Source organism: Streptomyces sp. NPDC026575 (assembly GCF_055567415.1).
The window spans coordinates 175,795-188,969 of sequence record NZ_JBVHQM010000014.1 but is presented as its reverse complement, the minus strand read 5'-3'; the positions used below and the strand labels follow the sequence as shown (position 1 = coordinate 188,969).

Below are 13,175 nucleotides of genomic sequence, written 5' to 3'. Positions count from 1 at the left end.
CGACCGGAGAGTCAACCGAGCCGCGCGGGACGGCCGGTCGCCAAGGCGCGTACCGGGCGTGAACGGGCGGGGGACAGTCGCCCCCAGGGCGTGTCCCGATGATCATCGCGGGTGCGGAGCGAAGTGATCTACAAGACACGCCCTGGGGCCGGGCTCACACCCGCCATCCGGCGGAGCGGCCGTACGCCGCGCCGGTCGCGCCGCCGGCGGATCAGCCGCGCGGCGCCTGGGCGGCGGGCAGGTCCGCGGCCTCGGCCTCGGCCGGGCTGTCGGCCAGCTTCTGGCCGCGGAGCAGGAACCAGGCGGCGGCCGCCGCGCCCAGCAGCACCACCGCGCCCACTCCGGCGGCGACGTCCACACCGTCCACGAACGAGCCCTGGGCGGCGCTCAGCAGCGCCTGGGCCTGGTCGGCGGGCAGCTGGCCGGACGTCTCGACGGCGCCGCCGAGCGATTCGCGGGCGGCGTCGGCGGAGCCCTCGGGCACGCCGGGCGGGGTGGCGAAGTCCCGGTAGATGCCCGTGACGATGGAGCCGAGCAGCGCGATGCCGAGCGCGGCGCCCAGTTCGTAGGCCGTCTCGGAGACCGCGGAGGCGGCGCCCGCCTCCTCCTTGGGCACGCTGGAGAGGATCACATCGGCGGTGACGGTGAACGAGAAGCCGGCGCCGACCCCGACGACGAAGAGGATCACGCACATCGCCGCGGTGCCGGTGTCGGCGTGCAGCGTGGTGCAGCCGACGAGCGAGAGCCCGACCATCGCCAGTCCGCCGGCCACCACGATCCGTACGGACAGCCGCCGGGCGACCCATCCGGCGGCCAGACCGGCGCCCACCGCGCCGACCGCGGCCGGGAGTTCGACCAGTCCGGCGTTGAGCGGCGAGCGCTGCTGCACCATCTGGAGGAACTGGGAGAGGAAGAAGACCAGCCCGGACAGGCCGAGGATGGTCAGCAGATCCGCCAGCACGGCCCCGGTGAACCCGCGGTGGTGAAAGAGCTTCATGTTCAGCAGCGGCGAGGCGAGGGTGAGCTGCCGGCGGACGAACACGAACAGTGCGAGCACGCCGACGACGGCCGCCACCGCGATGTCCCAGCGGTAGCCCTCCACCGCCGCTTCCTTCACGGCGTAGACGACGCTGACCATGCCCACCAGGGCCAGCAGCACGCTGGGGAGGTCCCAGGGCCCGGGGTCCGGATTGCGCGACTCGGGGATCACCTTGGCGCCGACGGCCACCAGCAGCGCCATCACCGGAAGATTGATCAGGAAGACCGAGCCCCACCAGAAGTGCCCCAGCAGGAAGCCGCCGAGGACCGGACCGACGGCCATGCCGGCCGAGGCCATCGCGCCCCAGATGCCGATCGCCAGGCTGCGTTCCTTGGGGTCGTGGAAGAGGTTGCGGATCAGCGCGAGGGTGGACGGCATCAGCGTCGCACCGGCGACGCCCTGCAGCGCCCGCGCGACGATCATCATCTCCGGGCTCATGGCGTAGGCGGCGAGCACCGACATGGCGCCGAAGGCGACGGAGCCGATCAGCAGCAGCTTCTTGCGTCCGATCCGGTCGCCGAGGCTGCCCATGGAGACCAGCAGACCGGCGATGACGAAGGAGTAGATGTCACCGATCCACAGCAGCTGCGTCCCTGAGGGCTGCAGGTCCTCGCTGAGGAAGGGGGTGGCGAGGCCGAGGACCGTGGCGTCGACGCCGACGAGCAGTACGGCCAGGACGAGGACGGCGAGCGCGAGCCAGCGGCCCGGGCGGGGCTGGTCGTCCACATGGGCCGAACCGGCCCGTCCTGACGCTATGGTCTCGGTCATTTCTCCATGCTCCGTCGGATGCCGCCGAGCAGCAGCTCGGCGATCGAGTGGTTGAGGTCGTTGCGGGCGACCCGGCCTTCGTGCACGGCCCAGGCGCCGGCGCCCATCAGGCCGTAGAACGCCTCGGTGAGCCAGGCGGCACTCAGTTCGACCCGGAAGTCGCCCTCTTCCTGGCCGCGGCGGAAGAGCGCGGTGATCCGCGCGTCGAGCTCCTCCCAGCCGGCGTTGATCTCGCCGCCCTCGAAGAGCTGGTTCTCGGTGAAGAGGAAGGCGAGTACGGCGGCGACCGGTTCGGCCTCGGCGATCAGCCGGCGCAGCGCCTCGGCCGCGTCGTCCTCGTCCAGCCGCGCGGCGTCCATGGCCTGCGCGAACTGCGCGATGCCGTGCTCCTCCAGGGCTCTGATCAGGGCGTCCCGCCCGGCGAAGTGCCGGTGCAGGGTGGCGCGGCTGATCCCCGCGGCCCGGGCGATCTCGTCCATCGACGTCGTCGCCCGGCGGGTGAGCAGCGCGGCGGCTTCCTTGAGTACATGTTCGCGGTCCACGGCCATGAGACACATGCTAGCCGAATGAGACACAGACGTCTCACTGGAGGGTTTGCTCTCTCATCGAACGCCGACGGCCCGTACCCGGTCGCTTCCGGGTACGGGCCGTCGCCAGACGCCTGTCCTGCTCACCGCGGCTGCTTGGCCGCCGCCCACTCCTGCTGCTTCACCAGATCGGCCCGCACCTCGGCGAGCTGGACCGCGACCGCCGAAGGGGCGGTGCCGCCGCGGCCGCTGCGCGAGGCGAGCGCGCCGGGGACGTTGAGCACGCCGCGGACCTCGGGGGTCAGATGGGGGGAGATCTTGGCGAACTGCTCGTCGGTGAGCTGGTCCAGCTCGATGCCGTGCGCCTCGCACTCCTTGACGCAAGCGCCCGCTACCTCGTGCGCCACCCGGAACGGCACACCCTGCTTGACCAGCCACTCCGCGATGTCGGTGGCCAGCGAGAAGCCCGCCGGCGCCAGCTCCTCCATCCGCTCGCGGTGGACGGTCAGGGTGGCCATCATGCCGGTGAACGCCGGGAGCAGCACCTCCAGTTGGTCGCAGGAGTCGAAGACCGGCTCCTTGTCCTCCTGGAGGTCGCGGTTGTAGGCGAGGGGAAGCGCCTTCAGGGTCGCCAGCAGGCCCGTCAGATTGCCGATCAGCCGCCCCGACTTGCCCCGGGCCAGCTCCGCGATGTCCGGGTTCTTCTTCTGCGGCATGATCGACGAGCCGGTCGAGAAGGCGTCGTGCAGGGTCACGAAGGAGAACTCCTTCGTGTTCCAGATGATGACCTCCTCGGCGATCCGGGAGAGGTTCACCCCGATCATCGCGGTGATGAAGGCGAACTCGGCGACGAAGTCCCGGGAGGCCGTGCCGTCGATGGAGTTCCCGGCGCTGCCGTGCTCGAAGCCGAGGTCCGCGGCGACCGCCTCCGGGTCGAGGCCGAGCGAGGAGCCGGCCAGCGCGCCCGAGCCGTAGGGGGAGACGGCGGTGCGCTCGTCCCACTGCCGCAGCCGCTCGGCGTCCCGGGACAGCGACTGCACATGCGCCAGCACATGGTGCGCGAAGAGCACCGGCTGGGCGTGCTGCAGATGGGTGCGGCCCGGCATCGCGACGTCCGGGTGGGCCTCGGCGAGCCCCACCAGCGCCTCCTGGAGGTCGGCGATCAGCGCGCCGATGATCCGGGCGTGGTCGCGCAGGTACATCCGGAAGAGCGTGGCGACCTGGTCGTTGCGCGACCGGCCGGCCCGCAGCTTGCCGCCGAGGTCCGGGCCGAGCCGCTCCAGCAGCCCCCGCTCCAGGGCGGTGTGCACGTCCTCGTCGGCGATGGTGCCGGTGAACGAGCCGTCGGCGACATCCGCTTCCAGCTGGTCGAGCCCGGCGAGCATGCGCGTCAGCTCGTCCTCGGTGAGCAGGGCCGCCTTGTGGAGCACCCGGGCGTGTGCGCGCGAGCCGGCGATGTCGTACGGCGCCAGCCGCCAGTCGAAGTGCACCGACGCGGACAGCTGGGCCAGCGCCTCGGCCGGTCCGTCGGCGAAACGCCCGCCCCAGAGCCGGACGTCGCCGCTGTTTCCGTTGCTCACTTGCTCTGCTCCTCAAGGCTGCTGTGCCGGCGGCCGTCCGGGGGACGCCGCCGGACCCGGCAGCCGCCCCCCTGCCGCGGGGCGGGGAGGCGGCTGCCGTACGAAGGTGACGGGTCGGGCTCAGGCCAGGTCGCGCTTGGCCGCGATCTTGCTGGACATACCGAAGAGCTCGATGAAGCCCTTCGACAGCGACTGGTCGAAGGTGTCGCCGGTGTCGTACGTCGCCAGGTTGAAGTCGTACAGGGACTTGTCCGACTTCCGGCCGGTGACCACGGCGCGGCCGCCGTGCAGCGTCATCCGGATGTCGCCGCTGACGTGCTGATTGGCCTCGTCGATGAAGCCGTCCAGGGCCCGCTTGAGCGGCGAGAACCACAGGCCGTCGTAGACCAGCTCGCCCCAGCGCTGCTCGACCTGCCGCTTGTAGCGGGCCAGTTCGCGCTCGACGGTGACGTTCTCCAGCTCCTGGTGCGCGGTGATCAGCGCGATCGCGCCCGGCGCCTCGTACACCTCACGGGACTTGATGCCCACCAGCCGGTCCTCGACCATGTCGATCCGGCCGATGCCCTGGGCGCCGGCCCGCTCGTTGAGCTGCTGGATGGCCTGCAGGACGGTGACGGGCTTGCCGTCGATCGCCACCGGCACACCTTCCTTGAAGGTGATGACGACCTCGTCGGCCTCCCGAGAGACGGCGGGGTTCTCGGTGTACTCGTACACGTCCTCGATCGGGGCGTTCCAGATGTCCTCCAGGAAGCCGGTCTCCACGGCCCGCCCGAAGACGTTCTGGTCGATCGAGTACGGCGACTTCTTGGTCGTGGCGATCGGGAGGTTCTTCTCCTCGCAGAAGGCGATCGCCTTGTCCCGGGTCATCGCGTAGTCACGGACCGGCGCGATGCACTTGAGGTCGGGGGCGAGGGAGGAGATGCCGGCCTCGAAGCGGACCTGGTCGTTGCCCTTGCCGGTGCAGCCGTGGGCGACGGTGGTGGCACCGTGCTTCCTGGCGGCGGCGACCAGGTGCTTGACGATGGTCGGCCGGGAGAGCGCGGAGACCAGCGGGTAGCGGTCCATGTACAGCGCATTGGCCTTGATCGCCGGGAGGCAGTACTCGTCGGCGAACTCGTCCTTGGCGTCGGCGACCTCCGCCTCCACCGCACCGCAGGCGAGCGCGCGCTTGCGGATGACGTCCAGGTCCTCGCCGCCCTGGCCGACGTCCACGGCAACGGCGATGACCTCGGCGCCCGTCTCCTCGGCGATCCAGCCGATGCAGACAGAGGTGTCCAGGCCGCCCGAGTAGGCGAGTACGACGCGCTCGGTCACGGGTTTCTCCTTACGGTGCATTCACTGATGGGTATAAGTATGCACTCCACCGTATGATTCGTCAACGCGGAGAGGAACACGCAGGTCAGCGGCGCGCCGACCGCCACCTCGGACGCCATTCCGCCCTACGTCGCCCCCTCTTCCGCCCCCTCCCGCAGCACCTCGACGAGCACCGCCACATGACTCAGGGGCACCTGTTTCGTCGCCGTCAGCAGCGTCAGCGGCCCCCGCTCGGCGCGCCGGCGCAGCCGCTCCAGCGCCCGCCGCGCGGCCTCGCCCTCCAGCTCCTGGCGGTAGCGCTCGGCGAAGGCGGCGAACCGGTCCTCCTGATGGCCGTACCAGCGCCGCAGCTCGGACGAGGGTGCCGCGTCCTTGCACCATTCGGAGAGCTGCGCGGCCTCCTTGGACAGCCCGCGCGGCCACAGGCGGTCCACCAGCACCCGCGCCCCGTCCGCGGCCTCCGGCGGCTCGTACACCCGCCGCACCCGGATACCATCACCAGCGGACATTTCACCCATAACCCCATCGAACCACGGGCGCCGCCGCCGCACCGGGAGCCCGGCGAGCCCCCCTCCGAGGCCCCGCTTTGGATTCAGGGGCCGGGACAGGGTATTTTTCTTCTGCACGCCCCGGCCGGGAAGCTTCCGGCCGGTTCGAGCACCGGGACGTGGCGCAGCTTGGTAGCGCACTTGACTGGGGGTCAAGGGGTCGCAGGTTCAAATCCTGTCGTCCCGACGGTGCGAAAGGGTCCGTTGGACGGGAAGTCTCTTCCGTCCGACGGACCCTTTGCCGTTCCCCCGGCGAAGCGCGGGGTGTGCGGCGCCCAGGCGGCGCCGCGGCGCGTCAGACGCGGGTCACGACAGACCGCCGATCTCGGTGCGGACCTTGTCGACGACCTTGGCCGGGAGGGTGGCATAGCCCTGGAAGGTCAGGTTCTCCTGGCCCTTCTGGCTGGCGACATAGGTCAGGAACGCCTTGGTGGCGGGCCAGGTCGAGGACTTGTTGCCCTTGTTGCAGACGATCTCGTAGGTGACCACGTCGATCGGGTAGGCGCCCGGGGCCTTGGTCGTGTAGTCGAGTTTGAGGACGAGGTCGGAGTCGCCGGCGGGCTCGGCGCCGGCGATCGCCTGGGACGCCGAGATCACATTGGCATCGACGGGAGCCGGTGCGCCGGTGTCGAGGGAGACCGTGCGGATCATACGGGCGACCGCGTACGGCAGCTCGAAGTAGCCGATCGCGCCCGTGGTCCGCTGCACCTGGGTGGCGAGGTCCGAGGAGCCCTTGACGCCCGTGCCGCCCTTGCCCTTCCACTCCTTGCTGTGCTCGTAGGGCCAGGCGTCCGGGGCGACGGCGCCGAGGTAGGCGGTGAAGTTGTCCGTCGTGCCGGAGGAGTCGGAGCGGTGGAACTGCTTGATGGGGGTCGACGGCAGCTTGGCGCCCTTGTTGAGCCGGGCGATCGCCGCATCGTTCCAGGTGGTGATCTGGCCGTTGAAGATCTTGGCGAGCGTGGGGGCGTCGAGGATCAGCCGGTCGACGCCGGGCAGGTGGTAGCCGACCGCGATCGGTCCGCCGACCATCGGCAGATGGACGGCGTGGCCGCCGGGGCAGACCTTCTCCGACTGGTCCATCTGCTCGCCGGACAGCGGCGAGTCCGAGCCCGCGAAGGCGGTCTTGCCCTGGAGGAACTCGTCCTGGCCGTCCCCGGAGCCGTTGCCGGTGTAGTTGATCTTGGTGTCGGGGCAGGCCCGGGTGTAGTTCTTGATCCAGTACTTCATGGCGTACTGCTGCGCCGTCGAACCGGAGGCCCGCACAGTGGCCGCCGCGCCGCAGGCGATACCGGCGGCGCCGGCCGAGGCCGTGGTGCTGCCGGTGCCGGGCGAGGCGGCGGAGGGGCTGGAGGTGGCGTTCGCACCGCAGGCCGTCAGAGCCAGGGCGCCGGAGGCCGCCAGCGCCCCGATCGCCCTGACGCGCGGCCCGCCCTTGCACAGAGATTTCACTCCCCGGCGCTCCTTCCTGCGGACCGGGCGCGCCCGGCGCAGTCGAGGGTGATCAGACCTCCGTAACTATATGCATATGTTTCGACACAAAGAGTTGTTCGCGGCAGTCGGGTGAGGTCAGTGCGCCTTCTGCGCCAGCCTCAGCAGATGGTCCGCGAGCGCCTGGCCGCCCGCCGGGTCGCGGCTGATGAGCATCAGGGTGTCGTCGCCGGCGATGGTGCCGAGGATGTCGTGCAGCTCGGCCTGGTCGATGGCGGAGGCCAGGAACTGCGCGGCACCCGGCGGGGTCCGCAGGACCACGAGGTTGGCGGACGCCTCGGCGGAGATGAGGAGTTCGCCGGAGAGGCGGCGCATCCGCTCCTCCTTGGCCGACTCGCCCAGCGGCGCCCGCGGTGTGCGGTCGCCGCCCTCACTGGGCACCGCGTAGATCAGCTCGCCACCGGTGTTGCGGATCTTCACCGCGCCCAGCTCGTCCAGGTCGCGCGAGAGGGTCGCCTGGGTGACGGACAGCCCGTCGTCGGCGAGCAGCTTCGCCAGCTGGCTCTGGGAGCGGACCGGCAACCGGTTGAGGATGTCCACGATCCGGCGGTGGCGGGCGGTACGGGTCTGCGGCACGGCCTGACCGCCGTTGTGCACCTCGTTGTCCTGCGGCTCGGTCATCGGTCTCGTCAGTCTCCGGATCGTTGTTCCCCGTGGGCCCCTTGGTGGGCCGTGTTGAGGACGGCGGGAAGCCTCCGGAGGAACACCTCCGCTTCCTCGTCCGAGACGATGAGCGGCGGGGCGAGCCGGATGACGTCCGGCGCGACCGCGTTCACCAGGAGACCCGCGTCCTGAGCCGCCTGCTGCACCTGGGGCGCGAGGGACTCCGTCAAGACGATACCGAGGAGCAGGCCCGCGCCGCGGACCTGGCCGACCATTGGGTGCCCCAGGGCCTCGATCCCCTTGCGCAGCCGTTCGCCGACCCGCGTGACGTTCTCCAGGACGCCGTCCTTCTCGATGGTGTCGAGGACGGCGAGGGCGCCGGCGCAGACGACGGGGTTGCCGCTGAACGTCGAGCCGTGCGAACCGGGCGTGAGCAGCTCGGCGGCCGGACCGAACGCCAGCGTCGCACCGATCGGCAGACCGCCGCCGAGGCCCTTGGCGAGCGTGACGATGTCCGCCTCGACACCCTGGGCGCGGGATTCCAGCCAGTGCCCGGTCCGGCCGATACCGGTCTGGATCTCGTCCAGGACCAGCAGGGTGCCGGTGGCGGCGGTGATCTCGCGGGCGGCCCGGAGGTAGCCGGGCGGCGGGACGACGACGCCGTTCTCGCCCTGGACGGGCTCCAGGATGACGAAGGCGGTGTCGGTGGTCACGGCGGAGCGCAGCGCCTCGACGTCCCCGTACGGGACGTAGTCGACCTCGCCGGGGAGCGGGGCGAACGGGGCCTGTTTGGCGGGCTGTCCGGTGAGGGCCAGGGCGCCCATCGTGCGGCCGTGGAAGCCGCCGACCGTGGAGACCATGTGGGTGCGGCCGGTCAGCCGGCCGATCTTGAAGGCGGCTTCGTTGGCCTCGGCGCCGGAGTTGGAGAAGTAGACCCGGCCCGGGCGGCCGGCCAGTGCGAGCAGCCGCTCGGCGAGCGCCACGGTGGGCTCGCTGACGAAGAAGTTCGAGACATGGCCGAGCGTGGCGACCTGGTCGGAGACCGCACGGAGCACCGCGGGGTGGGCGTGGCCGAGCGCGTTGACCGCGATGCCGCCGAGGAAGTCGAGGTACTCCTTGCCGTCGGCGTCCCACACCTTGACGCCCTCGCCGCGTACGAGCGGGATGCGGGGGGTGCCGAAGTTGTCCATCATGGCGCCCTGCCAGCGCCGGGTGAGGCCGGCGTTGGTCAGCGCCGCCCCCTGGTCGTGTGCCGCCCTGGTCACGTCGCCCCCTCGATCGTGTTCGTGTCCGGCACGACCATCGTGCCGATTCCCTCGTCGGTGAAGATCTCCAGCAGGATCGAGTGCTGGACCCGGCCGTCGATGACCCGGGCGGTGTGCACCCCGTTGCGGACGGCGTGCAGACAGCCCTGCATCTTGGGAACCATGCCGCTGGCCAGGTCGGGCAGCAGCTGCTCCAGTTCCGTGGCGGTCAGGCGGGAGATCACCTCGTCGCTGTGCGGCCAGTCCTCGTAGAGGCCCTCCACGTCCGTGAGCACCATCAGCGTCTCGGCGCCCAGCGCGGCGGCCAGCGCGGCCGCGGCGGTGTCGGCGTTGACGTTGAAGACGCCGGAGTGGTCACCGTCGTCGCTGCTGCGGGCGATGGAGGAGATCACCGGGATCCGGCCGTCCTCCAGCAGGGCGTGCACCGCGCCGGGGTCGATGGCGGTGATCTCGCCGACCCGGCCGATGTCCACCCGCTCGCCGTCTATGTCGGCGAAGTGCTTGGTCGCGGTCATCAGATGGGCGTCCTCGCCGGTCATGCCGACGGCGAGCGGGCCGTGCTCGTTGAGCAGGCCGACCAGCTCGCGCTGCACCTGGCCGGCGAGCACCATCCGTACGACGTTCATCGCCTCGGGCGTGGTGACCCGGAGGCCGCCCTTGAACTCCGACTCCAGGCCGAGCAGCTCCAGCTGGGCGCTGATCTGCGGGCCGCCGCCGTGCACGACGACCGGGCGCAGTCCGGCGTGCCGCAGGAAGACCACGTCCTGGGCGAAGGCCCGCTTGAGGTCCTCGTCGACCATCGCGTTGCCGCCGAACTTGATGACGACGGTCTTGCCGTGGTGCCGGGTCAGCCAGGGCAGCGCCTCGATGAGCGTGCGGGCCTTGGGCAGCGCGGTGTGCTTGCGTGCGCTCATGCGCCGGCCTCGCTTCGCTCGGCGGGCTGTGAGCTCAGCGCGCACCCGTGCATGATTCCCTCGCTCTGCTCGCTCATGAGGAGTACGCGCTGTTCTCGTGGACGTAGTCGGCGGTGAGGTCGTTGGCCCAGATGACCGCGGACTCGGCGCCGGCGGCGAGGTCGGCGGTGATCCGCACCTCCCGGTAGCGCATGTCGACCAGGTCGCGGTCCTCCCCCACCGAGCCGTTCTTGCAGACCCAGACGTCGTTGATGGCGACGTTGAGCTGGTCGGGCTCGAAGGCCGCGGAGGTGGTGCCGATGGCGGAGAGCACCCGGCCCCAGTTGGGGTCCTCGCCGTGGATGGCGCACTTGAGGAGGTTGTTGCGGGCGATGGACCGGCCGACCTCGACGGCGTCGTCCTCGCTGGCGGCGTTGACCACCTCGATGCGGATGTCCTTGCTGGCGCCCTCGGCGTCCCCGATCAGCTGCCGGGCGAGGTCGTCGCAGACCGTGCGCACGGCCTCGGCGAAGGCGCTCTGGTCCGGTACGACACCGGAGGCGCCGGAGGCCAGCAGCAGCACGGTGTCGTTGGTGGACATACAGCCGTCCGAGTCGACCCGGTCGAAGGTGGTGCGGGTCGCGGCCCGCAGCGCCGCGTCGAGGCCGGCGGAGGGCACATCGGCGTCGGTGGTGAGCACGACGAGCATCGTGGCCAGGCCCGGGGCGAGCATGCCGGCGCCCTTGGCCATACCGCCGACGGTCCAGCCGTCGCCCTGGGCCACGGCGGTCTTGTGCACGCTGTCCGTGGTCTTGATGGCGATGGCGGCCTTCTCGCCGCCGTGCTCGCTGAGTTCGGCGGCGGCCTGCCCGACGCCGGCCAGCAGCTTGTCCATCGGGAGCCGGATGCCGATCAGCCCCGTGGAGGCGACCGCCACCTCGCCGGCGCTGTGCCCGTCGAGCACCTCGGCGACCTTCTCCGCGGTGGCGTGGGTGTCCTGGAAGCCCAGCGGGCCCGTACAGGCGTTGGCGCCACCGGAGTTGAGGACGACGGCGGAGACCGTGCCGCCCTTGAGGACCTGCTCGGACCAGACGACCGGGGCGGCCTTGACGCGGTTGGAGGTGAAGACGCCGGCGGCGGCCTGTCGCGGCCCGTTGTTCACCACGAGGGCGAGGTCCGGGTTGCCGTTGTCCTTGATCCCGGCGGCGATGCCCGCCGCCGTGAATCCCTTGGCTGCCGTAACGGTCACGGCGCGACTCCGATCGTCGAAAGTCCGGTGGTCTCGTCGAGACCGAGGGCGATGTTCATGGACTGCAGGGCGCCGCCCGCGGTGCCCTTGGTGAGGTTGTCGATGGCGCTGATCACGATGACCCGGCCGGCCGCCGCGTCGTACGCCACCTGGATCTGCGCGGCGTTGGAGCCGTAGACGGCGGCGGTCGCCGGCCACTGCCCCTCGGGGAGCAGGTGGACGAACGGCTCGTCGGCGAGGGCCTTGTCGTACGCGGCCCGTACGACGGCGGCGTCCACGCCGGGCTTCGCCTTCGCCGAGCAGGTGGCGAGGATGCCGCGCGGCATCGGCGCCAGGGTCGGGGTGAAGGAGACGGTGACCGGCTCGCCCGCGACCGCGCCGAGGTTCTGGATCATCTCGGGGGTGTGCCGGTGCACACCGCCCACGCCGTACGGGGACATCGAGCCCATGACCTCCGAGCCGAGCAGATGCGGCTTGGCCGCCTTGCCCGCCCCGGACGTGCCGGACGCGGCGACGACCACGGCCTCGGCCTCGACGAGCCCGGCGGCGTACGCGGGGAAGAGCGCGAGCGAGACGGCGGTCGGGTAGCAACCGGGCACCGCGATGCGCTTGGACCCCTCCAGCGCAGCACGGCAACCCGGCAGTTCGGGGAGGCCGTAGGGCCAGGTGCCGGCGTGCTCGCTGCCGTAGAACCGCTCCCAGTCCGCCGCGTCCTTGAGCCGGAAGTCGGCCCCCATGTCGACGACGAGGACGTCCGGCCCCAGCTCCTCGGCGACCGCGGCGGACTGGCCGTGCGGCAGCGCGAGGAAGACGACGTCATGGCCGGCCAGCACCTCCGCGGAGGTCGGCTGAAGCTCCCGGTCGGCCAGCGGAAGCAGCTGCGGCTGCAGCGATCCCAGGCGCTGGCCCGCGTTGGAGTGCCCGGTCAGCGCACCGATCTCGACCTCCGGGTGCCCCAGAAGCAGGCGCAGCACCTCACCGCCCGCATACCCGCTCGCACCGGCCACTGCCGCTCGTACCGTCATGGACCCTCCTCCTCGATGGCATGACTATACGGAATGCAGCAGTTTTATGCAATGCCCTTGGGGTGGGGCGACGGGTCGCTTGTGCGACCGAGGGTGGGCCGACTGCGGGCCTTCCGCGGCAGGTGACCGGCGCTCCCGCGGCGGGCACGGTTTGACCTTGACACGGTGACAAGGGCTTCACTGCTCGCCGAGGAGGTGGTCTCGATGACGATCACGAGACAGGAGACGGATGCGGTACGGGCGCTCCGGGGATTGGCGGACGGCCGTTCTCCGGTGCGGCTGCGGGCCGCTCTGGCGGTCGGCACGACGCCCGACCCGCGCTTCGTCGACACGCTCATCGAGCGATGCGCGAGCGAGCCCGAGTTCTTCGTCCGCGACATGCTGACCTGGGCGCTCACCCGCCACCCGGTGTCCATGACACTTCCCGGGCTGCTGCGCGAAGTCCGCTCGGAGCGTGCGCAGGCGCGGAGCCAGGCGCTGCACACGCTGTCCAAGATCGGGGACCGGCGGGCGTGGCCGGCGATCACGCGGGCGCTGCTGTCCGACGCCGACGACGAGGTGGCGCGGAGCGCCTGGCGGGCCGCGGTCGTGCTGGTGCCGGAAGGCGAGGAGTCCGCGCTGGCCGCGGTGCTGGCGACACAGCTCGGGCGCGGTGGGCGGGAGACGCAGCTCAGTCTCAGCCGGGCGCTGGTCGCGCTGGGCGAGGTGATGGTGCCGGCGGTGCGTGCCGCGACGACGGCCCCCGACCCGGGCAGGCGCGTGCACGCGCTCGCCACCCAACGGCTGCTGCGCGACCCGGACGCCGGATTCGGGTTCGCCATCGAGGAGGCGAAGCGCGTCGTGGCCCTCGGCGGGGCCGGCCGGGAGGGACGATAG

General features: G+C 71.3%; 12 protein-coding genes and 1 tRNA gene. 2 read left to right on the top strand and 11 right to left on the bottom strand.

Annotation, left to right across the window (positions count from 1 at the left end):
* Positions 1–211: 211 nt before the first annotated feature.
* The 5 genes from ACZ4NB_RS21155 to ACZ4NB_RS21135 form a co-directional block, all read right to left on the bottom strand.
* Positions 212–1,807, bottom strand: a complete 1,596-nt coding sequence (locus ACZ4NB_RS21155) for an MFS transporter (RefSeq protein WP_467663613.1) — start codon at positions 1,805–1,807, stop codon at positions 212–214.
* On the bottom strand, positions 1,804–2,355 hold the full coding sequence (locus ACZ4NB_RS21150) for a TetR/AcrR family transcriptional regulator (protein ID WP_467663611.1): 552 nt from the start codon (positions 2,353–2,355) through the stop codon (positions 1,804–1,806). Before ACZ4NB_RS21150 ends, ACZ4NB_RS21155 begins: the two co-directional genes overlap by 4 nt.
* A gap of 122 nt (positions 2,356–2,477) precedes the next feature.
* Entirely contained in the window at positions 2,478–3,914 is a 1,437-nt protein-coding gene (gene argH / locus ACZ4NB_RS21145; RefSeq protein ID WP_467663609.1) for an argininosuccinate lyase, read from the bottom strand.
* Positions 3,915–4,034: 120 nt separating this feature from the next.
* The gene (locus ACZ4NB_RS21140; RefSeq protein WP_467663607.1) at positions 4,035–5,228 is read right to left on the bottom strand and encodes an argininosuccinate synthase; all 1,194 of its coding nucleotides are present in this window, start codon (positions 5,226–5,228) and stop codon (positions 4,035–4,037) included.
* Positions 5,229–5,353: 125 nt separating this feature from the next.
* The gene (locus ACZ4NB_RS21135; protein ID WP_467663606.1) at positions 5,354–5,737 is read right to left on the bottom strand and encodes a DUF488 domain-containing protein; all 384 of its coding nucleotides are present in this window, start codon (positions 5,735–5,737) and stop codon (positions 5,354–5,356) included.
* Positions 5,738–5,889: 152 nt separating this feature from the next.
* Between ACZ4NB_RS21135 and ACZ4NB_RS21130 the strand changes: the two genes are divergently transcribed.
* Positions 5,890–5,963, top strand: a tRNA-Pro gene (locus ACZ4NB_RS21130).
* A gap of 119 nt (positions 5,964–6,082) precedes the next feature.
* On the opposite strand, the gene pstS is transcribed toward ACZ4NB_RS21130, so the two are convergent.
* The 6 genes from pstS to argC all read right to left on the bottom strand — a co-directional run bounded on the left by pstS (position 6,083) and on the right by argC (position 12,299).
* A complete protein-coding gene (gene pstS, locus ACZ4NB_RS21125) occupies positions 6,083–7,225 on the bottom strand; it encodes a phosphate ABC transporter substrate-binding protein PstS (RefSeq protein WP_467663605.1) in 1,143 nt (380 codons plus the stop codon).
* Positions 7,226–7,342: 117 nt separating this feature from the next.
* Positions 7,343–7,885, bottom strand: a complete 543-nt coding sequence (locus ACZ4NB_RS21120; protein WP_384428863.1) for an arginine repressor — start codon at positions 7,883–7,885, stop codon at positions 7,343–7,345.
* 8 nt (positions 7,886–7,893) lie between these two features.
* On the bottom strand, positions 7,894–9,099 hold the full coding sequence (locus ACZ4NB_RS21115) for an acetylornithine transaminase (protein ID WP_467663692.1): 1,206 nt from the start codon (positions 9,097–9,099) through the stop codon (positions 7,894–7,896).
* Positions 9,100–9,128: 29 nt separating this feature from the next.
* A complete protein-coding gene (argB, locus tag ACZ4NB_RS21110; RefSeq protein ID WP_467663602.1) occupies positions 9,129–10,046 on the bottom strand; it encodes an acetylglutamate kinase in 918 nt (305 codons plus the stop codon).
* Positions 10,047–10,119: 73 nt separating this feature from the next.
* Positions 10,120–11,274: a bifunctional glutamate N-acetyltransferase/amino-acid acetyltransferase ArgJ gene (argJ, locus tag ACZ4NB_RS21105; RefSeq protein ID WP_467663601.1), complete on the bottom strand. Its 1,155-nt coding sequence runs from the start codon at positions 11,272–11,274 to the stop codon at positions 10,120–10,122.
* Entirely contained in the window at positions 11,271–12,299 is a 1,029-nt protein-coding gene (gene argC, locus ACZ4NB_RS21100; RefSeq protein WP_467663599.1) for an N-acetyl-gamma-glutamyl-phosphate reductase, read from the bottom strand. The genes argJ and argC overlap by 4 nt, the downstream gene beginning before the upstream one ends.
* 204 nt (positions 12,300–12,503) lie before the next feature.
* On the opposite strand from argC, the gene ACZ4NB_RS21095 reads away from it, so the two are divergent.
* Positions 12,504–13,175 carry a HEAT repeat domain-containing protein gene (locus ACZ4NB_RS21095; RefSeq protein ID WP_467663597.1) on the top strand — a complete coding sequence of 224 codons (672 nt, stop codon included), beginning with the start codon at positions 12,504–12,506 and terminating at the stop codon, positions 13,173–13,175.